Source organism: Roseobacter sp., assembly GCF_039970775.1.
Lineage (GTDB): Bacteria > Pseudomonadota > Alphaproteobacteria > Rhodobacterales > Rhodobacteraceae > Roseobacter.
Map to the genome: position 1 here is coordinate 177,438 of NZ_JBDVLG010000063.1, position 24,055 is coordinate 201,492.

Sequence of the window (24,055 nt, forward strand, 5' to 3'; positions counted from 1 at the left end):
CTTTTTAATAAGTAGAACCGAGTTCCGATTAGGAAACGGCAGCAGCAACAATCAGCAGCAGCAGGATTGGCAGCAGTACGCCTGTGGACGAACCTTCTGCTTCTTCTACGATGACCACTGGTTCAACAACTGGCTCGGCCAGCGAACCGGCGTATGCTGTCGAAGCGGCGGCTGTCAGTGCAGCGGCGAGAACGAGTTTCTTCATATCATAACCTCCAGAAAAGGCGTGCGACACAATGTGGCGGCACGCACCTAAAACTAACCTCGTGAGTGCCGGTAAAACATCATAAGATGATGTTTGTAAACTTGTTTCCCAAAGAGCCTCACATATCCGGTTTGATGTCGTCAAATTAGCAACACTTGCGTGCCAACTTTAGTCAATTCAAACAGCTCTGCGATGTGCTCGTTGTACAGCCCAACACACCCATTAGAGGACTGCCGCCCGATTTTGCGGGTGTCGTGCGTGCCGTGGATACGGTAGTATGTCCAGCTCAGGTAAAGCGCGTGTGTTCCCATTGGGTTATCCGGGCCGGGGCCGATAAATGCAGGCCACTCGGGGTTGCGTTCCAGCATGGATGGGGTCGGCCGCCAGCTGGGGCCTTCGACCTTGCGCACGATTTTGGTACGACCACGGCGCGTTAGCTCTTCTGTCAGCGGCACACTGGACGGGTAAAGCTTGTAAAAGCTCTCATCCTCGGCCCAATAGTGTAACGCGCGGCTGTCGATATCGACCAAAACGGCGCCATTCTTGAGGTCAGAGAAATAAGGCTGCCAATCAAGCGCCCGGAAACTAGAGATATTCCGCTGCACCGACTCGGTCAGGTCGCGTTCTCCCTGCGTGGTGTCCGCCGAATTGACAGACGTCGTATCTTGGGCAACGGCGGGCGCGGCCACCATCGCGGCGCTCCCGGCCAAAAACGACCGGCGGCTGGGTTTCAAAAAGCGTTGATCAGACATCGACGGCCTCCATGGCTAAGTGGTCGGGTAGAATTGCTGCGCAGTTTATTGCGCGAAAGTCGCGGTCGCAAATCAAACACTTGTCATCCTCGCCAAGGACGCTGATGTGCGTTTGAAATGCAACGCATTGCGCGGTATGCGTTGGGTTAACGTTTTAGGAGTACGAAATGATCCGTTTGATATCCATTTTTTTCGCATTGGGCGTAACTTTGGCGGCCTGCGGGCAAAGTACCGGAACATTTGACGGGTCAAGCAACGGCGGTGTCTATCGAATTGGCCGCGGTGATGTCGACAAAGTCCAGTTCCGGATGCTGGATTCGGTTAACGCCTTGCGCAATGCCTCGGGTCAGGCACCCCTTGTGTTTGACGCCAATCTGAATGCCGCCGCCGCAACGCATTCGCGCGACATGTCCATTCAAAACCGCCCTTGGCATTTTGGATCTGACGGCTCTTCGCCCATCGACCGGGTTCAGCGCGTTGGATACGGGGGCACATTGATTGGCGAAAACATCTCTGAAACCTACGAATCAGAGCTGGAAACGCTGGCGGCCTGGATGGAACAACCCGACACGCGCCGGGTGATTTTATCGGCAGATGCGACGCAAATGGGGTTTGCGTGGTTTCAGGAAGACAACGGTAAAATCTGGTGGACGATGGTCACCGGGGCGCCGGCTGTCGTGCCTGCCCCCGTGTAAAAATCACGGGTTGATGGCGATCAACGTGTCATTGGCAACCATCGCGTAGATTTCTTCGATTTCTTCGTTGGTGACTGCAATACAGCCCCACGTCCAATCCCCTGACGACAGCTTAAAGGGATTTTTCTGGCCGTGAATAAAGATATCACCGCCCGGTGATTGACCCAGCGCCTTGGCCGCAGCGACATCATTTACGTTGGGGTAGTTGATGCCCAACGACAGGTGAAATCGCGAATTCGGATTGCGGCGGTCGATGCGGTACACCCCTTCTGGGGTCTTCCCGTCGCCCTCGATCTCTTTGTCACCAATCGGCGCGAACCCAAGCTGAATATCGTAGCTTTTCAACACGGTATCATTGTGCAGCAAATGCATCCGCCGCTGCCCTTTGTTGACCACCACAAACGTGACTTCGGGGCCGTCGTACCGGCGGAATTTCGACCCACCGGCACATCCCGCCAACACCATCGCGGCGGTGGACGTGAGTATTAATTCTCTGCGACGCATTTTATGCTGTCCTGTATGTCTTTTCGACGTTCTGCTCTTGTGTCACGGCTACCATGGAGAATTGGTTAAACCACTTCACAAATTTGTTAAGTATCCGATTTATCCGCAAGCTGCTTTTCGATCGCGATCAACCGGTTCAACACCTCATCTCGGTAGGCATCGGTCACGGCGCCCGCCTCTTCTTGGTGGGCATCTTGCATCGAATTCACGATCAAACCCACCAACAAATTCACCACCGCAAAGGTCGTGATCATGATGAAAGGCACGAAAAACGCCCACGCGTAGGGGTATATTTCCATCACCGGGCGCACGATCCCCATCGACCAGCTTTCCAAGGTCATAATCTGGAACAACGTGTACCCGCTCGACGCCAGTGATCCAAACCATTCGGGGAAACTGGCCCCAAAGAGCTTGGTTGCGATCACCGCACCGATATAGAAAATGATCGCCATCAGCAGGAACACGCTGGCCATGCCCGGCAGTGCGGTCACAAACCCTTCGACCACGCGGCGCAATCGTGGTGCCACCGAAATAACGCGCAACACGCGCAAAATGCGCAGCGCCCGCAGCACCGACATGGTTTGCGATCCGGGCACAAGCGCCGCGGCCACGATGGCAAAATCAAACAGGTTCCAGCCGTTTTTGAAAAACCGCCCACCCCGCGCAACGATTTTCAGCAAGATTTCAGCGATGAAAAATCCCAGACAGGCCACATCCAACGCGACGATCACCGGGCCCATCTGCGCCATGACTGTGGTGGATGTTTCCAGCCCCAACAGAATGGCGTTAAAGATAATCACCACCATAACCGTGGTCGTAACCCAAGGCTGGTCCAGCCAAATGTCTAGTTTTTTCCGCAATGTCATGTCTGGCCTCCCACGGGTTATGTGCGCGTATCAGATGGCGTAAAGCTGGCCACCAGTTCCACATGTGCGGCCCAACGAAACTGATCCACGACTTGGATCCAATTCAGGGTAAAGCCCGCATCCACAAGCGTTTTTGCATCCCGCGCAAAGCTCACCGGATTACACGAAACATAGGCGATACGCGCAACGTTCGACTGGCACAGCTCTGCCACCTGCGCTTCGGCACCCGCGCGGGGTGGGTCCAGAACGACCGCCTGCGCATGGCGCAATTCATCGGACATCAACGGGCGACGAAACAAGTCGCGTGCGACCGCAGTGACGGTTTTGAGGCCCGGCGCCCGGCGCCAGCCCTGATCAAGAGCCGCGATCATATCGGCGTCACCTTCAACCGCATGCACTTCGGCATCCCGCGCCAGTGGCAACGCAAATGTGCCGCACCCCGCGAACAGATCAACCACCTTGGCCGCATCGCCGGTAATTTCACGCACCGCGCGCAGCAACGCGGCCTCGCCATGGGCGGTGGCTTGCAAAAACGCACCGGGCGGCGGGGCGACATCTATGCTATCAAACCCGTGCGTTGGTGGGTTTTCCATCGCGATGATCTCATCGTCCCACGACAAGCGCGCCAGACCGAATTGCGTGCAAATCATCGGCAATTGTTGCCGCAACGGCCCATCCAGCGGTTTGCCATTGGTGACAGCGACATCCAAGCCGGTTTTGGTAGCCGTGACCATCACCGACAGCGCCGCCTTGCGGCTGGCCCCGATCATGGCCAAGGCTTCGGCGATCTTTGGGCCATTGCGCAGATCGGGATCGATCAATGTGCAATCGGGAACCGGGATAATCGTGTCTGATGCCCGCCCATGAAACCCGGCCAAAGCGCCCTTTTTTGTCCGCCGCGCAGCAAAACCCGCGCGCCTGCGGGATTGGGGTGGCGATGTTTCGATGGGCCTAAAAACAGTCTCTAATCCGTGGGCGGCGATCGCCCGGCGCACCAGATCAACCTTCCAATCTGCTACAAATTCATCATCCGCATGCTGCAACTGGCAGCCACCGCAAGATTTAAAATGGCGGCAGGGCGCGGCGACGCGGCGGTCAGATGGCTGCACCACCTTCACGTCGCATAGTTTGGCCCCGTCGACCCGGCCTGTGACGGTTTCGCCCGGCAATGTCAGCGGCGCAAAAAGAGGGCCGTCGGCGACGCCATCCCCCTGCATACCCAAATGTTTGATCAATATGTCTGTCATACCGTTGCAGTACGGGAGGACGCACGCAGACAAAAGCCCCTATTCTGCGGCTTGCGTCCGAATGAACCCACCCGATTGTCTGTCCCAGTATTGCGCATAAAGTCCCCGTTTCTCCAACAGGTCAGTATGGCTGCCATCTTCAACGATCTGGCCTCCGTCCATCACAATGATCCGGTCCATTTCAGTCAGGGTCGAGAGACGATGCGCGATGGCCAGCACGGTTTTGCCCTGCATGACCCGGTCAAGAGCCGCCTGGATTGACGCCTCGACCTCACTGTCGAGCGCGCTCGTTGCTTCGTCCAAGATCAATATGGGCGCGTCCTTAAGGATCGCCCGGGCCAGCGCAATCCGCTGGCGTTGCCCACCCGACAGCTTCACACCGCGTTCGCCAAGGTGCGCGTCATATCCGGTGCGCCCTTCGTGATCGACCAGATTAAGGATGAACTCATGCGCTTCGGCTTTGCGAGCGGCCGCGATCAGATCATCGTCGCTGGCATCTGGGCGGCCATATAAAATGTTATCGCGCGCCGACCGGTTGAACATCGCCGTTTCCTGCGTGACCATCCCGATATTGTGGCGCAAACTATCCTGCGTGACCTCGGTAATGTCTTGACCATCAATTTCGATCACGCCTTTTTCGGAATCATAAAGCCGCAGCAACAGGGCCACGAGAGTCGATTTGCCCACCCCCGACGCCCCGACAAGCCCCAGTTTTTCGCCGGGTTTCATCGTCAGGTTTACGTCATGCACGCCACCAGTTTCGCGCCCATAGCTGAACCCCAAACCGCGCAGTTCGATCTGCCCAGAGGTGACCTGCAAGGGGGGTGCATCGGCGCCGTCTTCGACCCGGTTGCGGGGGGTCAGCGTGCGCATGCCGTCTTCAATCTCGCCGATGTTGGAATAGATCTGCATCAGGGTAAAACTGACCCAGCCGGTCATCTGCGCAATGCGGATCGCCACGGCCCCTGCGGCCACGATATCGCCCTGCGTGGCCTGCCCCGCCTGCCACAACATAACCGTGCCGCCCATCAAGACCACCGGCAAAATCCCGGCCATGGTCATCAATACAAACCGGAAGCCTGCGGCCAGATAGCCGAAATTCACGGCGCGCGTGCGGAACCTTTGCATGGAATCCAACGCGGCTTGGTCTTCGTGATCCGCGTGGGAAAACAGCTTGACCGTCTTGATATTCGTGATTGTATCAACCACTTGACCCGACACCATCGCCCGCGCGGCGGCACGCCCCGCCGACCGTTCGCGAATGCGCGGCAAGAACCAGTTGATCATCGCGAAATAGCCGACCAACCAAACGCCGAACCCCAGTGCGACGCGCCAGTCGATGGCCAACAGCAACAAAACCGACCCCGCCAGCGACGCCAGTGCAAAAGCGACCACGTTGATCACCTCTGACACCACGTCCGTCACCGCGCGCGCCGTTTGCATTTGCTTTTGCGCGATACGTCCGGCGAAATCATCGTCAAAAAACCCAACCGTCTGGCCCAGCGTCCACCGATGGAGCCGCGACAACACCAACGGGTTCACATTGGGCTGCACGATGATCGCATTGGCCGATGCAGACAGGCCAAAAAACAACGGGCGGGCGATCAAGAAAAACGCGATCGACCCCAAAATCAACGCAGCATTTGCGCCATCAAAGACCCCATCAGGCCCGGCAGAAGACGTCGCATCAATGACATGACCCAAGATCAACGCCGTCACTGCTTCCATCGCGCCTGCGGCTGCCGACAAAACCGCAGCCAACACCAACGCGGGCCACGCCCCCGACAAACACCACCGGAAAAAAGCACCCAATGTCTGGGGCGGTGGCCCTTCGGCGGGGCGAAAGGCGTTGATCCAATTCGATATATTCAAGGTGTATCCTCGGTGTTTTCGGTGGCCAGAAATCCGCCCGACTGCCGGGCCCAAAAATCTGCGTAGAGTCCGCCCTGCGCCAAAAGCGCGTCGTGGGTGCCGTCTTGCACGACCTGCCCGCGATCAAGCACCAAGATACGGTCCATTTGCGCAATGGTCGAGAGCCGGTGCGCAATGGCGATCACGGTTTTGCCCTCCATCATGCCATAAAGCGTGTCTTGAATCGCGGCTTCGACCTCGCTGTCTAGGGCGCTGGTGGCTTCGTCCAACAGCAAAATCGGCGCGTCCTTTAAGATAACACGCGCCAAAGTGACCCGTTGCCGTTGCCCGCCAGACAGCTTCACGCCCCGTTCACCCACCTGCGCATCATACCCGCGCCGGCCTTGTGGGTCCTGTAAATCAAGGATGAAATCATGGGCCTGTGCCTGCCGCGCGGCTGCGTAAATGGCATCATCGCTGGCCTCGGCACGGCCATAACGCAGGTTGTCGCGCACCGATCGGTGCAACAACGAACTGTCCTGTTGCACCATGCCAATCGCCAGACGCAGGCTGTCTTGTTGCACCTGCGTGATATCTTGCCCGTCGATTAAAATTTGACCACTTTCAGGGTCGTAGAACCGCAACAGCAGCTTGACCAACGTGGATTTACCCGCGCCTGACCGCCCGACCAGCCCGATCTTTTCGCCGCGCCGGATCGTCAGGGTGACATTTTCCAGCCCCCCGGCGCCCCGCCCATAGTGATGCGATAGCCCGTTGATTTCAATGGTACCGTCGGTCAATGCCAGAGGGGTGGCATCTGCGGTATCAGTCAGGGTAATCGGCTGCGCGATGGTTTCCATGCCTTCGGCCACCACGCCCAATTCGCGGAAAAACGTGGTCAGCGCCCACATGATCCATCCGGTCATTGCATTCAACCGCAACGTCAGCGCCGTGGCTGCCGCGACAACGCCGACGCTGGCCGTGCCCTGCATCCACAAGACCAACCCCCAACCGACCACACCAATGATCAGCAACCCGTTCAGAAACACCAACGTCACGTCCATGACGGTGAAAATCCGCATCTCGGACTGAAAGGTTGTGCGGGTGTCTTCGATGGCCTCTTTGGCATAGTCGAGCTCTTGGTCATGATGCGCAAACATCTTGACGGAATGGATGTTGGTATAGGCATCCACCACACGGCCGGTAACCACCGACCGCGCGTTTGAGGCCGCCTGCGACGCGGGGCCCACGCGCTTGATCGTCCAGCGCAACAACAGACCATAAAGCGCAAACCACACCAGCAGTGGGATCAACAACCGGGGGTCAGACGACGACAGCAAGATCGCCGCACCCAACAAGTACGCCAACGAAAACGAGATCGCGTCAAACACCTGAAAGACGACCTCGCCCGCGGCGGGGGGCGTCTGCATAATGCGGTTGGCCACGCGCCCGGCAAAGTCGTTTTCGAACCACCCTACGGATTGCCGCAACACCTGTCTGTGCGCCCGCCAGCGGATCATCGTGCCAAAATTCGGCAAGATCGCGTTGTTCAGCAACGCCACATCAAGTGCCTGAAACAGCGGCCGCATGATCAGGATAAACAGCGCCACAAGGATCAATTCGGTGCCGTATTGCGCCCACATCATGTGCGGGTCGCCATCCATCAGGTCAACGACCCGCCCCATGTAAAAGATCAGCCAAATCTCGACTGCAGCGACAACAACCGACATGACGCCTGCCAGAATAAACACGCGTTTAAAGGGCTGTGCGTATTGCAACATAAACGGCCAGAGCCGCTGGGGTGGGTGATTTGTTTCGGGATAGGCGCAATAGGGGTCAACAAGACGTTCGAAAAAGCGGAACATGGCGGGGGCCTTTGGTCGAATATGCGAAATGATCAGGCGCTGCGGTGCAGGCCATCGGGTAACGGTTTATGGCAAATTCAGCCGAACCAGATCCCGCGATACATTCCGTATTCCTCCCTCTTGATGGGTACTATCTATACAAGAAAAATGTGTTTGTCGACCATCTCAATCAGATGCCAATAGCGCGTCACGGGTCAGGGTAAAACCAGACGCTATCCACCTGTTTTCTAGCGTCGCCAAACGATCGCCCAGCGCCTTGCCCGACAGACCCGGCATGAGATCTTGCGCCGTTAGGGGCAACCGCGCTTGCGCCGCATGCTGCAAGGGCTGCAGCATATCTTTGCCCATGGGTTGGTTGGCCATAGCCCCGCGCAAAATGGCGACCTGAACCGCGCGGTCAAAACCATGCCTGTAGGCGATCTCATGATCAGGCGTCATGGCCCCTAACATCTCGCGCATTTGTGCCACGGCTTTGGCGTCTTTGTTGGTCAGCCGCAAACGGTCTTGCAGGTCTTCGCCACCCAGCGCGGCCAGCCGCAACCGCCAATCTGGCGGCAAGCACAGATGATCGGCCAGATGCACAACCGGGCCCAGAAATGTCACGTCACTGCCGGGCAAGATCTGCGGCAAGACGCCAATCTGATGCATCACGGCCACTGCGGGCATGGGGTCAGGTGCAGCCAACAGGCGGCACAGTTCTTGGCCGACCCGTTCTGCAGAAAGTGTCTCTAACCCTGCGGAATTTGACGCGATGGCGGCCAGTGCATCAGGGTCAAACCCCTGCGCCGGGTCCGCATATCGGGCATGAAATCGGAAGAACCGCAGAATACGCAGGTAGTCTTCGCGAATACGGGTTTCGGCGTCTTCGATGAACCGAATGCGCCGGGCGTGGCAGTCGGGCAGCCCCCCCAGCGGGTCAACGATATCACCCGCCAGCGTCGCATAAAGCGCGTTGAGTGTGAAATCCCTGCGCCGCGCGTCTTCGGTGATGTCATCCGAAAACGCCACGACGGCACGCCGCCCATCGGTGGCAATATCCTTGCGAAAGCTCGTGATCTCAAACCCGGTGCCGCCCGCGATCACCGTGACTGTGCCATGGTCAATGCCAGTTGGCACCACCTTTAACCCAGCCGCCTGCGCCAGCCGCGACACCTCTTGCGGCAAGACAGGTGTAGCCATATCGACGTCAGACCCAGCGACACCCAAAATGGCATCGCGCACACAGCCACCGACCATGTAAATCGGCGCCCCCTGCGCGGCAATCGCCTGACACACTGCGCGCACTGACGGGTCCGTGAGCCATGGCGTATTTGCAGGGATCATTGTGATAGTTGGTCGGTCCATGCCCGCAACATACGCGCAGTTGCGCCCCAGATGTAATAGGGTCCGTAAGGCACCGCAAAATAGGACCGCATCTGCCCACGCCATTGCCGCGATTGCACCACAAAATTCTCGGGCGTCAGCACGTGTTGCAGGGGCACTGTGAACACCTCGTCGACCTCTCCGGGTTCGGGGCGTATGTCAAAGGGGCGCGTGACGTGGCCAATCACCGGGGTCACGGTGAACCTCGTCACCGTTTCATGCGGGGACAGTGTGCCCAACACATCAACCGCGTCTTGGGGCAGGCCGATTTCTTCGTGCGCCTCGCGCAGGGCGGCGGCGACCACATCGCGGTCGGCTTCATCCTGCTTGCCACCGGGAAAGGCGATTTGGCCGGGGTGGTGTTTGAGCGCGGACGATCGTTTGGTCAGCAGTAGTTGCCAGACGCCGTCCTTGTGCATGATCGGCACCAAAACCCCCGCAGGCCGCAATTTGCGCCCCGCAGGCAACACCGTTTCGGGGTTGAGATCAAAGTCAGATGACGGACGACCCGGCTGGCGAAAGCCCGTGCGGATCGTCTCTAGGTCAAGCGTCATCGCCGTTTGCGTCTGCCTCAAACCCAACGGTTGCGGGGTCAAGGTCGTAGTGCGCACCGCAGAACTGGCAATCAGCCGTAACGCGGCCCGCATCGGTGGTCATCTTTTCGATGTCGCGGGCTGAATAAATCGACAGGCTTTGACGCACACGGTCTTCGGAGCAAGTGCATCCAAACCGGACGATCTGTGTGTCGAACACCCGCGGCGTTTCGTCGTGGAACAACCGCAACAACAGATCATTGGGTGCCAATGTCGGGCCGATCAATTCGATATCTTCGACCGTATCGAGCAAAATGTTCACGCGGTTCCAATTTTCGGCCTCGTCATCCTGCACCAGATCGTCGGCAGACAGGACCTCGCCTGCACCTTCGCCTTGCGCAACAAAGGGCGATGCCTTGGGCATGTGTTGCAACATCACGCCGCCGCCGCGCCAATGTTCGGGCACGCCCGGTTCAGTGGATTTGCCAAAGCTTAGCGAAAAGCGGGTGGGCAATTGTTCGGACTGCGCAAAATAGGTCTCGGCGCAGGCGGCCAGCGACCCGCCTTCTAGCGGGGTGATGCCTTGATAGGGCGTCATACCCTTGCCTTGGTCGATCATGATCGCAAAGTAACCTTCGCCCACCTGATCAAATGGCGCGGCATCCGTCAGCCTGTCGGCGTCATAGCTGGCATAGGCCCTGATTCTTGCCGGTTCGCCGTCTTTTTCGGGGCCGTAATAATCCGTCGCAATCATCCGCACAGCCCCTTTGGACTGCACCTGCAACTGAAGTTTCCAGCGCAATTTGATGGTTTGACCGATCATCGCAGTCAATAACGCCATTTCGGCCACCAAGGCTTCGACCTGCGGCGGGTAATCGTGTTGTTCCAGAATACCATTCAGGGCGCCATCCAACCGTGCAACACGGCCGCGAATGTCGCTGGCATCAAGTTGAAAGGGTAAGACGGTATCGTCCCACGCGATCTGCTGTCCAAGTGTCATGGGGGTTTCCTTATCGCCACCGGGTTGGCATACCGACCCCATATAACCGTCTTGGGTCCGTTGAAAAGAGGGCAAGCCAGAATGATGAGACGTGTCGGCCATGCGCCCCATGCAAATCAACGCTATGTTCAGCGCCCCGGCGCCTATGCGATATTGCCCTTGGGTGGGTCTGTTTTGCTGACTGCGCAACTGGGCGATACGGTCGATATTCAGTTGCCCGGCGGGGGGATCGACCCCGGTGAAAGCGCGATCCATGCGTTGCACCGTGAGGTAATGGAAGAAACCGGCTGGCGCATTGCCGCGCCGCGCAAGCTGGGGGCGTTTCGGCGGTTTATCTATATGCCCGACTACGGATTTCATGCTGAAAAGATCTGTCATATCTATGTCGCCAGACCTGTGCACCGGCTTGGCCCACCTCTGGAGCCGGGCCACGAAACAATCGTAATGTCGCCCAGCGCCGCGGTGGCCACCCTAGGCAATGACGGCGACCGGTTGTTTTTGGCGCGCTATTTCGCCTGACCGGCGCCGTGGAATTCAAACAAAAGCCCCGACACATCGTCAGGAAATTCGGTCAGGCCTGATAATTTTGTCATTGCCGCCAAAATTTCGGTGAACAGCGCAGGCCCCTTAACTGACTGCAGATCATTCAGAATTTTCTCAAGACCTTCTTCTTCTAGCAGCGCGCCTTTGGTGTCGGGGCATTCCGTCACGCCGTCCGACAAAATCAGCAAACGATCGCCCGGCGAAAGCTGTATCTCAAACTGTGAAAAGCTAACGTTTGGCATCAACCCAACGGGGAAGCCCCCCGTGCCGTCCTGTTCCAACGTGCCATCTGCGCGCTGGACAACCGGGTGCGGATGGCCCGCCTGCCCGATGACAACCCGCCCCGTTTCCATATCGATATCGGCGAGCATCATGGTAAAATAATGCTCGGTTTCCATCTCATCCAGCACCAGCTGGTTCAGAATCGCGATGGCATCGCGCGGGGCGCGCGACCGGTAGCCAGTGTCGGTTTTTTCCAGCGCGATATTCTGATCTGGCGCGGTCGCCGACAGATATCCTGCCAATCGCGCCGTCATCAACGCCGAGCTGATCCCATGGCCAGACACATCAATGGCGAACAAACCCAGATGCCCGTCAGACGCAGGAAAGAACCCCACAAGATCGCCGCCCACATGACCGCTGGATTGCAAAAGCAACGCCAGATCGCCGCCATCAAAAGTTTTTTCACGCTCGCGGATCAGGGATTGTTGCAGCTGTTTGGCCTGCACCAGATCACTGTCCAGCGAATCGTACAGCCGCTGCAATTCAACCAAGGTTTCCTTGATCACCCGGTTTTTCAACGTCAGTTCTTGTTGCATTTCGATGATACGCTGGCCCGCGCTAAGCCGGGCGCGCAGTTCGGGGGGGTTGACCGGTTTGGTCAGAAAATCATCCGCGCCCGCATCCAGACCTTCGGCGATATCATCGGTTTCGCTTTTGGAGGTAAGCAGGATGAAATAGCTATAGGTTTCATCTGATAACGCCCGGAATGCTTTGCAAAAATCCAGACCGGACATGCCAGGCATCATCCAATCGCTGAGGATGAGATCCGGGGTATCTTGTTGGCAAATCGCGAGCGCCGCCTCACCGCTGTCGGCTTCGGTCACGTGATACCCCCAGCGTTTGAGCGAACTGGACAAAATCCGGCGTTGCGCGCGACTATCATCCACCACCAACACATGTTTGACACCGTCGGGTAGATCAGCCCGGTGCATGGGGTCCGATGCGGGCACTTCGCTATTCATGGCTTGCTCCACGCTAAATCGCCTAGACGTACCCTTTGAAACACTAAGGCCGCGTTAAAGCGAAATTTTGGTGCAAAAAGCCAAAGGCCGCAAAAACGGAACGTTAGTCTTTGTGGCGTACAAGACCTACACCCACAGCGCCGAGGACAGTATGATTGATTGGAGCAGGGTCGCGACCCTAAGAGAAGAGATCGGAGCAGAGGATTTTGACGATGTTGTTGAGTTATTTCTAGAAGAAGTCGACGCCGCCGTTGATGAACTTGCCGCGCAACAGCACGATAACGACCTCGAAAGCAAACTGCATTTCCTCAAAGGAAGCGCGTTAAGCTTAGGGTTTCAATCTTTTTCCGAGCTGTGCCAAGCCGGTGAAAAAACAGCCGCTATGAACCAAGACACTATCATTGATCTGCAAGAAATCCTGCACTGCTACACCCAATCCCGCACAGTTTTTGTGAATGACCTGCCGGACAAAATGGCCGGTTAGCCGTGGTCAAACCACAAACTGCGCCAGTGTTTCGTTGTTCGTGATATCCGTATAGGTAAACCCTGCGGCGTCAAGTTCGCCCAAAAACCGTGCGAAATTTTCTGGCCGGGTGGTTTCGATCCCGATCAGGACAGACCCAAAATTGCGTGCCGATTTTTTAAGATACTCGAACCGGGCGATATCATCATCTGGGCCAAGAATACCCAGAAAGTCTTTCAACGCTCCGGGTCGCTGCGGCAGCCGCAAAATGAAGTATTTCTTTACGCCCGAATAGCGCTGCGCGCGTTCTTTGACCTCGGGCAACCGCTCAAAGTCAAAATTACCGCCAGAGGCCACGCAAACAACCGACTTGCCGCGAATGTCATCCCGAACGTCATTCAGCGCCTCAATCGACATAGCGCCCGCAGGCTCCAGCACGATGCCCTCGACGTTCAACATTTCGATTATGGTGGTGCAAATACGGTCTTCAGATAAATGAATGGCATCCGCACGGGCCACATCACGCAACCGCGCAAAGGTCCGTTCTCCTAATTTTGCAACGGCCGCGCCATCGACAAAACTATCAATCGGCGACACATTGATCGGCGCACCGTGTTTCAACGCGCGCCCCAAACTTTGCGCGCCCGTGGGTTCAACGAATGTGTAGGCCAGCCGGGGCCCAAAATAGCTGCGCACCCCAGCTGACAAACCACCGCCACCTACCGGCAGAATGATCCGGTCGGGCACACGACCCAGCTGATCTTCGATTTCGACGGCGACAGACGCCTGCCCTTCAATGACGTCTTCATCGTCAAAGGGTGACAGAAAATGCGCGCCCTCTTGTGTGCAAAACGTCTGGGCGGCCCCCAGGGTTTCGTCGAAATAATCCCCAACCAGGCGGATTTCGACGTGATCACCACCAAATATCCGCGTTTTCTGCACCTTTTGCTGTGGCGTCGTTACAGGCATAAAAATGACCCCACGCACCCCAAAATGCCGGCACATAAACGCTACGCCCTGCGCGTGATTTCCCGCACTTGCGCAGACAAACACCGACTGTCCGGGGATAACCTTGCGCATCGCATTGAACGCACCGCGCAATTTATACGACCGCACCGGGCTAAGATCTTCGCGTTTGAGCCAAATATCCGCGTCAAACCGGTCCGACAGGTGGTCGTTGCGCAGCAGCGGTGTGGGCGCGAAGACGGCGCGCATTTCCCGTTCTGCCGCGCGGGCGGCATCTGCAAAGGCGGTGGCGGTCATGAAACGGGTCCTTTTTGGCAATTGTTTGATCAGTAGGCCCGCACGATCAGCCGGTCAACGCGCATCCACCTTGCCGCGCCGCGCAAAACCCGATATCGCAGCCGGGATTTTGAGACGAAGGAACTGTTCATGTCTGCGCCGAAAAAAGTCGTGCTCGCCTACTCTGGCGGTCTGGATACATCGATCATTCTGAAATGGCTGCAAACCGAATATGGCTGTGAGGTTGTCACCTTTACCGCCGATTTGGGTCAGGGTGAAGAACTGGAGCCTGCGCGCAAAAAAGCCGAACAGATGGGCGCAAGCGAGATCTACATCGAAGACGTGCGCGAAGAATTCGTGCGTGACTTTGTGTTCCCGATGTTCCGCGCCAATGCGGTGTACGAAGGGTTGTACCTGCTGGGCACCTCCATCGCGCGGCCGCTGATTTCCAAACGGTTGGTCGAGATCGCCGAAGAAACCGGCGCGGATGCCGTGGCCCACGGTGCGACCGGCAAGGGCAACGACCAAGTGCGGTTTGAACTCGCAGCCTATGCGTTGAACCCCGACATCAAGGTGATCGCACCTTGGCGCGAATGGGATCTGTCGAGCCGCACCAAGCTGATCGACTTTGCCGAGAAAAACCAAATCCCGATTGCCAAAGACAAACGCGGTGAGGCGCCGTTTAGTGTGGACGCCAACCTGCTGCACACATCCTCCGAAGGCAAAGAGCTCGAAGACCCGGCCGTGGATGCCCCAGAATATGTGTACCAACGTACCGTTAGCCCCGAGGACGCCCCCGATACGCCCGAATACATCGAGGTCGGATTTGAACGCGGCGATGCCGTCAGCATCAATGGCGAGGCGATGTCACCTGCGACCATTCTAACCAAGCTAAACGAACTGGGCGGCAAACACGGGTGTGGACGTCTTGATTTGGTTGAAGGCCGGTTCGTTGGCATGAAATCGCGCGGCATCTACGAAACACCCGGCGGCACATTGCTGCTAGAAGCGCACCGCGGGATCGAATCGATCACCCTGGATCGTGGCGCCATGCATCTCAAAGACGAACTGATGCCCCGTTATGCCGAACTGATCTACAACGGGTTCTGGTACAGCCCCGAACGCACCATGTTGCAGGCCGCCGTCGATGCATCGCAAACCCACGTGACGGGCACCGTGCGGTTGAAACTGTACAAAGGTCACGTGCGCACGGTTGGTCGTTGGTCAGATCACAGCCTGTATTCTGAGGCGCATGTTACGTTTGAAGATGACGCAGGCGCCTATGATCAAACAGACGCCGCCGGGTTTATCCAGCTGAATGCACTGCGGTTGAAACTTCTGGCCGCGCGCGAACGCCGCCTGAAATAATGCGGTTCATCGCAATTTAACCGCTTCTAGTTTGCGGTAGTATGGCAGGGCTTGATCCAAAAGCTCTGCCATATTTGTCTCTAACATGGGCAAACTGCCTTCTGTGCCGGAAAATCCCGTACTGCGATGCACCGCGCCGTACCAATGCGCCGCCCAAACACCGTCTTCGGCGCGAGGCCCTGCGGGCCAAGCCAACATTGCAGGGTCAAAGGGCAACCCAACCGCAGTACACAAACGCCGCAACATGCCTTCGGGGTCGGCGCGTATGTCGGTGCTATCGACCACAACCCCGCCAAATTGATCATAGATCCGGCACTGCTGAACGAACCCAATGTCATCTAATGTTGGCGCTTGGCGTTTGGCGGCATAACTGGCGATCACCCGCGCCGGGTGGCGGATCAAATGCACATTGACGCACCCCTGCGCCCAATCCAAAGGGAACCCATCCAACATGTGATGCGGCATATGTTTCATGTACAAATGCGTTGGCGTCTTGCGGGCGCAGACATCGGCAACCGTGGCCGCGTCTGTTTGATGTGTTGCCAATATTTCCGTCCGCATGGGGTGATTCGCGCCAGACGCTGCAAGGAACGGCGCGTAAAATGGCTCATCCATGACCGTGAAATCATCGCGCGCGCCGAAACTATACATCATTGCCGTTGAGAGATTTCGCGGCCCGGACCACATCGCGATTTTCATAAGCGGCCCATTGTTTCAAAAATCACGCGATAATCCCCTGAGATGTTTCAATTTACGGTAAAAACCGCTGCGTCAAAAGCCAAGTCCGTAAATTGATCTCACCTGCCCGTGACATCGCATGCTCGTGAATTGTGGCCTTGCCCGAAAAAAGACACACTTACGTCCAAAGGAGATGCACTATGTTGAAACGTGAAACACTCAAATCTGCGGCTTTGGCCGGTATGATCGTTCTGGGCTTTGTTGCACAAAGTAAAACGGCCATGGCTGAAGACCTGCAAACCCTAACCGTCGCTGGTGGATGTTTTTGGTGCGTCGAAGCCGACTTTGAGAAAGTCGAAGGCGTCAAAAGCGCGGTATCAGGATTTACCGGTGGCACGGTCGCAGACCCCACCTACAAACAAGTAACCGCAGGCGGAACAGGGCATTTCGAAGCCGTGCAAATCACCTTTGACGCCGATGTTGTTGGTCGCCGCGCGTTGCTTGATTTGTTCCTACGGTCGGTCGACGTGACCGATGCGGGCGGCCAATTCTGCGACCGGGGCGAAAGCTACCGCACTGCGATTTTCACGGCGTCATCCGCCGAAAAACAGATCGCAAACGCGGCCAAAGCCCAAGCCGCCGCTGATTTGGGGCAATCCATCGTGACGCCAGTTTTGGCGGCATCCGAATTTTACCCCGCAGACGCGTACCACCAAGATTACTACAAAGGCAGCAAACTGGTGATCACACGCTTTGGCCCCAAACGCCAAGCAGCGGCTTACAAAGCGTACCGCAACGCCTGTGGACGAGATACCCGCGTCAAAGCACTTTGGGGCAGCGCCGCACCGTTTGTTGGTAGCTGATCAGCCGACCTTACACGCCGCCAACACCGCCATGTTCAAGATGTCATTGGCTGTAGACACGGTAGAACAGATCTGGATCGATCCTTCGACACCCGCAAGGATCGGTCCGATCACCGTCGCCCCGGCCATTTCCTGCATCAGCTTTACGGAAATACTGGCCGAATGGCGCGCAGGCACGACCAAAATATTCGCCGGGCCCGTCAGCCGCGAAAACGGATAGCTTTCCTGCGCCGTGGCATTCAGCGCTACATCCACCGTCATCTCGCCTTCGTATTCGAAACTAACGCCGCGTTTGTCTAAAACATGCGCCGCCTTGGCCATTTTTTCCGCCCGTTCGGACACCGGGTACCCAAAATTTGAAAAACTCACAAAGGCCACGCGCGGCTCTAACCCCATGTTTTGGGCAACGGTCGCAGCACGTTCCGCGATATTGGCAAGATCTTCCTCGTCGGGCCACTCGTTCACGATGGTATCCGCAATGAACAAAATACGCCCCTTGTGCAGCACCGCGGTGATACCCGCCGCGCCGTGCTCTTTGTCTGCGTTATAGACGTGGTTGATCCGGTCAAGAATATGCGCCGATTTCCGCGTGGCCCCGGTGACCAACCCATCACCATGCCCATGCTGCAACATCAGCGCCGAAAACACATGACGGTCGCGCGCTGCGAGACGGTGGATGTCTTGGGTGTCGAAACCGCGCCGACCCAGCCGGTCGTGCAGGAATTGTTTGTAGGTGTCCAAATGCTGCGTGTTGGCGGCATTCACCACCTCGATCTCGCGGTGCGCGTCGTCAAGGCCGGCCGCATCCAGTTTGGCCTTCACGTCATCCGCGCGCCCGACGACCAGGGCTTTGCCAAGACCGGCACGTTGATACATCACGGCGGCGCGCAACACGCGGGGGTCGTCGCCTTCGGCGAAGATCATCCGGGCCTGATTGGCGCGCGCACGGGCATTGATGCCCCGCAAAATGCTGGCCGTTGGGTCCATGCGCGATTTCAACGACAGCTCGTAGGCCTCCATGTCGATAATCGGACGCCGCGCCGCACCAGTGTTCATCCCCGCGTGCGCCACTGCGGGTGGCACCCGGTGGATCAACCGCGGATCAAACGGCGTGGGGATGATATAATCGCGTCCAAACGTCAGGTGTTTTCCATAGGCCAGTGCGACCTCATCGGGCACATCCTCGCGCGCGAGATTGGCCAAAGCATGGGCGCAGGCGATCTTCATTTCGTCGTTGATGGCGCGCGCGTTAATATCCAGCGCGCCGCGGAACAGGTAGGGAAAGCCCAGCACATTATTGACCTGATTGGAGTAGTCACTACGCCCGGTGGCCACGATCGCATCGGGCCGAACCTCATGTGCATCTTCGGGTGTGATTTCCGGGTCAGGGTTCGCCATGGCGAAAATAACTGGGTTTTCCGCCATGTTAGAGACCATATCTTGCGTCACAGCCCCTTTGACCGAAACGCCCAGAAACACATCGGCCCCCTTCATCGCGTCACTTAATGTGCGCAAATCGGTCGACACGGCGTGGGCCGATTTCCACTGGTTCATGCCCTCGGTACGGCCTTGATAGATCACGCCTTTGGTGTCGCACATGATACAGTTTTGATGGCGTGCACCCATCGCCTTGAGCAACTCAAGACAGGCGATGCCTGCCGCCCCTGCCCCGTTCAAAACAATCCGGACGTCTTCGATGTTTTTGCCAGATAGCTTGAGCGCGTTCAGCAGACCCGCCGCGCAAATCACCGCCGTGCCGTGTTGGTCATCATGAAAAACGGGGATGTCCATCTCTTCTTTGAGACGTTGCTCAATGATGAAACATTCCGGCGCCTTGATGTCTTCTAGGTTGATGCCGCCAAATGTGGGGCCCATCAGTTTGACCGCATTGATAAAGGCATCAGTGTCTTCGGTGTCCAATTCGATGTCGATACTGTTCACATCCGCGAACCGTTTGAACAAAACCGCCTTGCCTTCCATCACCGGCTTGGACGCCAGCGCACCCAAGTTCCCCAGCCCCAAAACCGCCGTGCCATTGGAGATCACGGCGACCAGATTGCCCTTGTTGGTGTAATCATAAGCCGTCTCGGGGTTTTCCGCGATCGCCTCGCAGGGTACGGCGACACCCGGCGAATACGCCAGGCTAAGATCCCGTTGCGTGGTCATCGGGACGGTCGCGGTGATTTCGAATTTTCCGGGGGTGGGTTCAAGGTGAAAGGCCAACGCCTCTTCGGGTGTCACGCGGTTTTTGGACATTCGGCAGGACCTTTCAGGGGATGACAGGACCTAACATTTAGCTCAGGCCTCATGCGTTCTCAAGCGTCCGCTATTTGAGGCTTTTACCTGCCGTCGTGCATTTGTAAGGTCTGCGGAAACTGCCGGGGGGCTCTTATGACCGTCACGCCGATGATGGCGCAATATCTCGAATTGAAATCAGGCTATGCGGATGCGCTGCTGTTCTACCGCATGGGCGATTTCTACGAGATGTTCTTTGATGACGCCGTTGCCGCGGCCGAAGCGTTGGATATTGCACTGACCAAACGGGGCAAACACGACGGCGCGGATATTCCCATGTGCGGCGTGCCCGTGCACGCGGCCGAAGGGTACCTGCTGACGTTGATACGCAAGGGGTTTCGCGTTGCGGTTTGCGAACAAATGGAAAGCCCCGCCGAGGCCAAAAAGCGTGGCTATAAATCGGTGGTAAAACGTGACGTCGTGCGATTGGTCACGCCCGGCACTCTCACCGAAGAAACCCTGCTAGAAGCGCGGCGCCACAACTACCTGACCGCCTTTGCCGAAGTTCGCGATGCGCAGGCCTTGGCGTGGGTCGATATCTCCACCGGTGCGTTTCATGTGATGCCTCTAAGCGATCTGAGGTTGGGTCCCGAATTGGCCCGTCTGGCCCCGTCCGAATTGATCGTGCCGGAAAACAAGGAAACGGATCTGCGCGAAATTGCCGATGATTTTGGTATCGCGCTAACGGGTCTTGCACGGTCTGCGTTTGATAGCACTGGCGGTGAACAACGGCTTTGCGCCTTGTTTAGTGTCGAAACACTGGATGCCTACGGGGCATTCACCCGCGCCGAAATTGCGGCGATGGGCGCTATCCTTCAATACCTCGACATCACGCAAAAGGGCAAACTACCCCTGCTGCGCCCGCCCCAAAAAGAGGCCGAAGCCCGTACCGTGCAGATCGACGCGGCAACCCGGCGCAACCTTGAACTGACGCAGGCCTTGTCAGGCGGACGGGCCGGGTCGTTGCTATCAGTGGTTGATAAAACCGTAACCGCAGGTGGGGCGCGCCTGTTGGAACGGCGGCTGTCCAGCCCGTCACGTGTGTTGGATTTGATCCAAGACCGTCTGAATGCGGTTACATGGTTTACCACAGAGCCCCAGTTTAGAGACGATATTCGCGATGGATTACGCAAAACACCTGATCTCGATCGCGCGCTATCGCGTCTGTCGATGGACCGCAGCGGACCACGGGATTTGGCCGCGATCCGCAACGCGCTTATTCAGGCAGACGTCATTCATAACGGGCTAAATGACCATGATATCCCCGATCTGCTCACGCGCGCCATGGGGTCATTGACCGGTCATGCGGACTTGATTGATAGGTTAGATGCGACCCTTGTGGCCGAACCGCCCTTACTAATCCGCGACGGTGGTTTTATTGCACCAGACCATGACCCAGAACTGGATGAGGCCCGTCAACTGCGTGACGAAGGACGCGCAGTTATCGCCAGAATGCAGGCGGATTTCGTCACTAACACGGGAATTTCGTCGCTCAAAATCAAACACAACAACGTTTTGGGCTATTTCATCGAGACACCTGCAACCCACGCAGAAAAGATGCTGTCCCCACCCCTGTCAGAAACATTTATCCACCGGCAGACCACCGCAAATCAGGTACGCTTTACCACCGTTGAGCTATCGGAGATGGAGACAAAGATCCTCAATGCAGGTGCCCGTGCGCTTGAGATCGAAAAGCGCCTGTTTGAACAATTAGCCTCCGCAACGATGGCGTGCGCCGCGAATATCGCGCAAACGTCCGCCGCATTGGCAGAGCTGGATCTAGCGAGCGCATTGGCGCATCTGGCAACATCTGAAAACTGGTCCGCGCCTCAAATAGACAACAGCCGCGCGTTTGAGATCAAAGGTGGGCGCCACCCCGTTGTGGAACATGCGTTGAAACAAGGTGGCGGTCAGGCGTTCATCGCGAATGACTGCGACCTTGGTGCGGCGGAAGGTGACGCGCATGTATGGCTGTTAACCGGGCCAAACATGGCGGGTAAATCGACATTTTTGCGGCAAAACGCGATCATCGCGTTGCTAGCGCAAATGGGCAGCTTTGTCCCTGCGGACACCGCGCATATCGGGCTGGTTAGCCAATTGTTCAGCCGCGTGGGCGCATCCGATGACCTGGCGCGGGGGCGGTCGACGTTTATGGTGGAAATGGTCGAAACCGCTGCGATCCTTAATCAGGCGGACGACCATGCCTTAGTCATTTTAGACGAAATCGGGCGTGGAACGGCCACCTACGATGGCCTGTCGATTGCCTGGGCGACGCTGGAACACCTGCATGATGTGAACCAAAGCCGCGCGTTATTTGCCACGCATTATCACGAGATGACCGCTCTTGCCGGAAAACTGCCGGGCGTCGAAAACGCGACAGTCGCCGTCAAAGAATGGGACGGCGAGGTGATCTTTTTGCACGAGGTACACAAAGGTGCGGCAGACCGATCTTATGGCGTGCAAGTCGCGCAACTGGCGGGCCTGCCATCATCGGTGATTGCCCGCGCGCGGGTGGTTCTGGATGCGTTGGAACAAGGCGAACGCGAAGGTGGGGCCAAACAAAAGACGCTGATCGATGATCTGCCGCTGTTTTCTGCGGTCCATACGGCGCCTATGCCCGCGCCAGAAAAATCAGCCCTAGAAGGCGCATTGGAAAGCGTGCACCCGGACGATCTGAGCCCGAAGGAAGCGTTGGACATTCTGTACCGTCTCAAAGAAACGGCAAAGCGCTGATCATCGCGCTTTGCCGTACATTATGGGGGTTAACCGGGTGTCGATGACACGCCAACCTGCGCAGGGCGCAACAACCGGTCGTGCAACATGAAGCCTTCGGCAGCGACCTGAATGATATCGCCGGCTTTGGTGCCCGGCACAGGAGCCTCGAACATCGCCTGATGTTGCTGTGGGTCAAAACGATCACCAACTTCGGGTTTGATCATGTCGATCCCGTGCTTTTTAAAGACACTCAGCAATTCGCGCATCGTCAGTTCGATCCCTTCGATCAGCGCACTGTTGGCCTCTTTTTGTTCGGCGGTGATGGTTTCCATCGCGCGTTTCATGTTGTCGTACACCGGCAACATGTCACGGGACAGTTTGGACCCACCGTAGTTTTCAGCCTCGCGGCGGTCACGGTCCGACCGTTTGCGTGCATTTTCGGCGTCGGCCAGCGCGCGGATAAAGCGGTCTTTTAACTGGTCGCGTTCTGCCCGCAGTTGATCAAGCTCCAGCGCTTCATCATCAATCTCTTCCATCTCGTCGGCAAAAGCCTCGGCTTCTGCGTCATCAATGTCATCAAGAAAATCGTTGTTCTTTGGGTCTGCCATATTTCACCTCTAGCTCCGGTCAGAGATCAGCTTTCCAACCAGCTGCGCCGTGTAATTCACAATCGGCACAATGCGTCCATAATTCAATCGCGTCGGACCAATGACACCCACGGCGCCAATGATCTTTCGATCAGCGTTCATATATGGGGAAACCACCAGAGAGGAACCCGAAAGTGAGAAAAGTTTGTTCTCAGAACCGATAAAAATGCGCACACCGTCACCATCTTCAGCAAGTTCAAGGAATTCCGCGATATCACGTTTGCGTTCTAGGTCATCAAACAGGCGGCGGATCCGGTCAAGATCTTCGGCTTCGCCCTCGTCACTGAGCAGATTTGACCGACCTCGGACAATCAAACGTTCGATCTGGTCGCCCTCGCCTTCCCAGACGGCCAACCCGCTTTCGACCAGGTCGCGCGCCAACGAATCGATCTCTTGGCGGCGGTTCTTGATCTCGACCGCAATAACGGCGTGCAGTTCTGACAGGGTTTTACCCTCGATCAGGGCATTCAGGAAATTCGCAGCCTCGCGCATAGAGCTCGGCGTTTGACCGGGCGGCGGCGTGAACAGCCGGTTTTCCACGTGGCCATCGGCAAATACCAACACGACCAGCGACCGATCCGGCGACAGCGACACAAATTCGATATGCTTGATCGGCGCTTCATGTTTGGGGGTCAAAACCAACGACGCACCCTGCGTGACCCCCGATAGCGCAGACCCAACACGGTCCAGCAACCCGCTGACCCCTTCGGTGTTGGACGCCATCGTTGCATCTATCCGGCCACGGTCGGTTTCGTCCGGATCGCCGATTTCCAGCAACCCATCGACAAACATGCGTAATCCCATCTGGGTCGGGATGCGTCCGGCGCTGACATGTGGGCTGTCCAGCAACCCTAGATATTCCAGATCTTGCATCACATTGCGGATCGTCGCGGCGCTGACCTTTTCGCTAAAGTCCCGCGTTAACGTCCGCGACCCCACCGGCGCGCCATCTTGCAGGTATCCCTCGACGACGCGGCGGAACACCTCGCGCGAGCGATCGTTCATTTCGCCAAGGATGTTGTTTGCGTCAACCATAACCGAACCTCAATTGGACCGTCACAAAAGCACGAAATGCGCAGAATTCGATCGGGGTTGCATAAGTATACTGGGGAACGGT

The 24,055-nt window shown here is 57.1% G+C and carries 22 protein-coding genes; 6 read left to right on the forward strand and 16 right to left on the reverse strand.

Features of this window, described 5'->3' with window-relative positions:
• Positions 1 to 28 precede the first annotated feature (28 nt).
• Together ABJH13_RS17195 and ABJH13_RS17200 are read right to left on the reverse strand one after the other, a co-directional pair.
• Positions 29 to 205 carry a hypothetical protein gene (locus ABJH13_RS17195; protein WP_348407441.1) on the reverse strand — a complete coding sequence of 59 codons (177 nt, stop codon included), beginning with the start codon at positions 203 to 205 and terminating at the stop codon, positions 29 to 31.
• Between the two features lie 140 nt (positions 206 to 345).
• Positions 346 to 957 (reverse strand): L,D-transpeptidase, encoded by a 612-nt coding sequence (locus ABJH13_RS17200; RefSeq protein ID WP_348407442.1) that lies wholly within the window; start codon positions 955 to 957, stop codon positions 346 to 348.
• 167 nt (positions 958 to 1,124) lie between these two features.
• Between ABJH13_RS17200 and ABJH13_RS17205 the strand changes: the two genes are divergently transcribed.
• Positions 1,125 to 1,652 carry a CAP domain-containing protein gene (locus ABJH13_RS17205; protein WP_348407443.1) on the forward strand — a complete coding sequence of 176 codons (528 nt, stop codon included), beginning with the start codon at positions 1,125 to 1,127 and terminating at the stop codon, positions 1,650 to 1,652.
• Between the two features lie 3 nt (positions 1,653 to 1,655).
• Here ABJH13_RS17205 and ABJH13_RS17210 read toward each other — a convergent pair whose 3' ends face one another.
• The 8 genes from ABJH13_RS17210 to ABJH13_RS17245 form a co-directional block, all read right to left on the reverse strand.
• Positions 1,656 to 2,156, reverse strand: coding sequence for a L,D-transpeptidase family protein (locus tag ABJH13_RS17210; RefSeq protein WP_348407444.1), 501 nt, complete (start codon positions 2,154 to 2,156; stop codon positions 1,656 to 1,658).
• An 86-nt stretch (positions 2,157 to 2,242) separates the two neighbouring features.
• Positions 2,243 to 3,022, reverse strand: coding sequence for an ion transporter (locus ABJH13_RS17215; protein WP_348407445.1), 780 nt, complete (start codon positions 3,020 to 3,022; stop codon positions 2,243 to 2,245).
• Positions 3,023 to 3,039: 17 nt separating this feature from the next.
• Positions 3,040 to 4,269 carry a class I SAM-dependent RNA methyltransferase gene (locus tag ABJH13_RS17220; RefSeq protein ID WP_348407446.1) on the reverse strand — a complete coding sequence of 410 codons (1,230 nt, stop codon included), beginning with the start codon at positions 4,267 to 4,269 and terminating at the stop codon, positions 3,040 to 3,042.
• Between the two features lie 39 nt (positions 4,270 to 4,308).
• A complete protein-coding gene (locus tag ABJH13_RS17225) occupies positions 4,309 to 6,141 on the reverse strand; it encodes an ABC transporter ATP-binding protein (protein WP_348407447.1) in 1,833 nt (610 codons plus the stop codon).
• Complete coding sequence (locus ABJH13_RS17230; protein WP_348407448.1) at positions 6,138 to 7,985, reverse strand: ABC transporter ATP-binding protein; 1,848 nt, start codon at positions 7,983 to 7,985, stop codon at positions 6,138 to 6,140. Before ABJH13_RS17230 ends, ABJH13_RS17225 begins: the two co-directional genes overlap by 4 nt.
• A 165-nt stretch (positions 7,986 to 8,150) precedes the next feature.
• Positions 8,151 to 9,329, reverse strand: coding sequence for a CCA tRNA nucleotidyltransferase (locus ABJH13_RS17235; RefSeq protein ID WP_348407449.1), 1,179 nt, complete (start codon positions 9,327 to 9,329; stop codon positions 8,151 to 8,153).
• Positions 9,305 to 9,901: a CoA pyrophosphatase gene (locus ABJH13_RS17240; protein ID WP_348407450.1), complete on the reverse strand. Its 597-nt coding sequence runs from the start codon at positions 9,899 to 9,901 to the stop codon at positions 9,305 to 9,307. The genes ABJH13_RS17235 and ABJH13_RS17240 overlap by 25 nt, the downstream gene beginning before the upstream one ends.
• A complete protein-coding gene (locus ABJH13_RS17245; RefSeq protein ID WP_348407451.1) occupies positions 9,891 to 10,880 on the reverse strand; it encodes an Hsp33 family molecular chaperone HslO in 990 nt (329 codons plus the stop codon). The genes ABJH13_RS17240 and ABJH13_RS17245 overlap by 11 nt, the downstream gene beginning before the upstream one ends.
• Positions 10,881 to 10,961: 81 nt before the next feature.
• On the opposite strand from ABJH13_RS17245, the gene ABJH13_RS17250 reads away from it, so the two are divergent.
• On the forward strand, positions 10,962 to 11,399 hold the full coding sequence (locus ABJH13_RS17250; RefSeq protein WP_348407452.1) for an NUDIX hydrolase: 438 nt from the start codon (positions 10,962 to 10,964) through the stop codon (positions 11,397 to 11,399).
• Here ABJH13_RS17250 and ABJH13_RS17255 read toward each other — a convergent pair.
• Positions 11,387 to 12,667, reverse strand: a complete 1,281-nt coding sequence (locus tag ABJH13_RS17255; protein ID WP_348407453.1) for a SpoIIE family protein phosphatase — start codon at positions 12,665 to 12,667, stop codon at positions 11,387 to 11,389. The genes ABJH13_RS17250 and ABJH13_RS17255 overlap by 13 nt on opposite strands.
• A gap of 70 nt (positions 12,668 to 12,737) precedes the next feature.
• Here ABJH13_RS17255 and ABJH13_RS17260 point away from each other — a divergent pair, with 70 nt between their 5' ends.
• Positions 12,738 to 13,151 (forward strand): Hpt domain-containing protein, encoded by a 414-nt coding sequence (locus tag ABJH13_RS17260; protein ID WP_348407529.1) that lies wholly within the window; start codon positions 12,738 to 12,740, stop codon positions 13,149 to 13,151.
• A gap of 6 nt (positions 13,152 to 13,157) precedes the next feature.
• On the opposite strand, the gene ilvA is transcribed toward ABJH13_RS17260, so the two are convergent.
• Positions 13,158 to 14,393, reverse strand: a complete 1,236-nt coding sequence (gene ilvA, locus ABJH13_RS17265; protein ID WP_348407454.1) for a threonine ammonia-lyase IlvA — start codon at positions 14,391 to 14,393, stop codon at positions 13,158 to 13,160.
• Between the two features lie 129 nt (positions 14,394 to 14,522).
• Here ilvA and ABJH13_RS17270 point away from each other — a divergent pair, with 129 nt between their 5' ends.
• A complete protein-coding gene (locus ABJH13_RS17270) occupies positions 14,523 to 15,740 on the forward strand; it encodes an argininosuccinate synthase (protein ID WP_348407455.1) in 1,218 nt (405 codons plus the stop codon).
• A 6-nt stretch (positions 15,741 to 15,746) separates the two neighbouring features.
• On the opposite strand, the gene ABJH13_RS17275 is transcribed toward ABJH13_RS17270, so the two are convergent.
• Positions 15,747 to 16,439 (reverse strand): HAD family hydrolase, encoded by a 693-nt coding sequence (locus ABJH13_RS17275; RefSeq protein WP_348407456.1) that lies wholly within the window; start codon positions 16,437 to 16,439, stop codon positions 15,747 to 15,749.
• Positions 16,440 to 16,618: 179 nt separating this feature from the next.
• Between ABJH13_RS17275 and msrA the strand changes: the two genes are divergently transcribed.
• Complete coding sequence (gene msrA, locus ABJH13_RS17280) at positions 16,619 to 17,281, forward strand: peptide-methionine (S)-S-oxide reductase MsrA (RefSeq protein ID WP_348407457.1); 663 nt, start codon at positions 16,619 to 16,621, stop codon at positions 17,279 to 17,281.
• On the opposite strand, the gene ABJH13_RS17285 is transcribed toward msrA, so the two are convergent.
• Positions 17,282 to 19,537: an NADP-dependent malic enzyme gene (locus tag ABJH13_RS17285; protein ID WP_348407458.1), complete on the reverse strand. Its 2,256-nt coding sequence runs from the start codon at positions 19,535 to 19,537 to the stop codon at positions 17,282 to 17,284.
• 135 nt (positions 19,538 to 19,672) lie between these two features.
• Here ABJH13_RS17285 and mutS point away from each other — a divergent pair, with 135 nt between their 5' ends.
• Positions 19,673 to 22,309 (forward strand): DNA mismatch repair protein MutS, encoded by a 2,637-nt coding sequence (gene mutS / locus ABJH13_RS17290; RefSeq protein ID WP_348407459.1) that lies wholly within the window; start codon positions 19,673 to 19,675, stop codon positions 22,307 to 22,309.
• A gap of 29 nt (positions 22,310 to 22,338) precedes the next feature.
• Here mutS and ABJH13_RS17295 read toward each other — a convergent pair whose 3' ends face one another.
• Together ABJH13_RS17295 and hrcA are read right to left on the reverse strand one after the other, a co-directional pair.
• Positions 22,339 to 22,899 (reverse strand): nucleotide exchange factor GrpE, encoded by a 561-nt coding sequence (locus tag ABJH13_RS17295; protein WP_348407460.1) that lies wholly within the window; start codon positions 22,897 to 22,899, stop codon positions 22,339 to 22,341.
• 9 nt (positions 22,900 to 22,908) lie between these two features.
• Complete coding sequence (gene hrcA, locus ABJH13_RS17300; RefSeq protein WP_348407461.1) at positions 22,909 to 23,973, reverse strand: heat-inducible transcriptional repressor HrcA; 1,065 nt, start codon at positions 23,971 to 23,973, stop codon at positions 22,909 to 22,911.
• Positions 23,974 to 24,055: the final 82 nt, after the last annotated feature.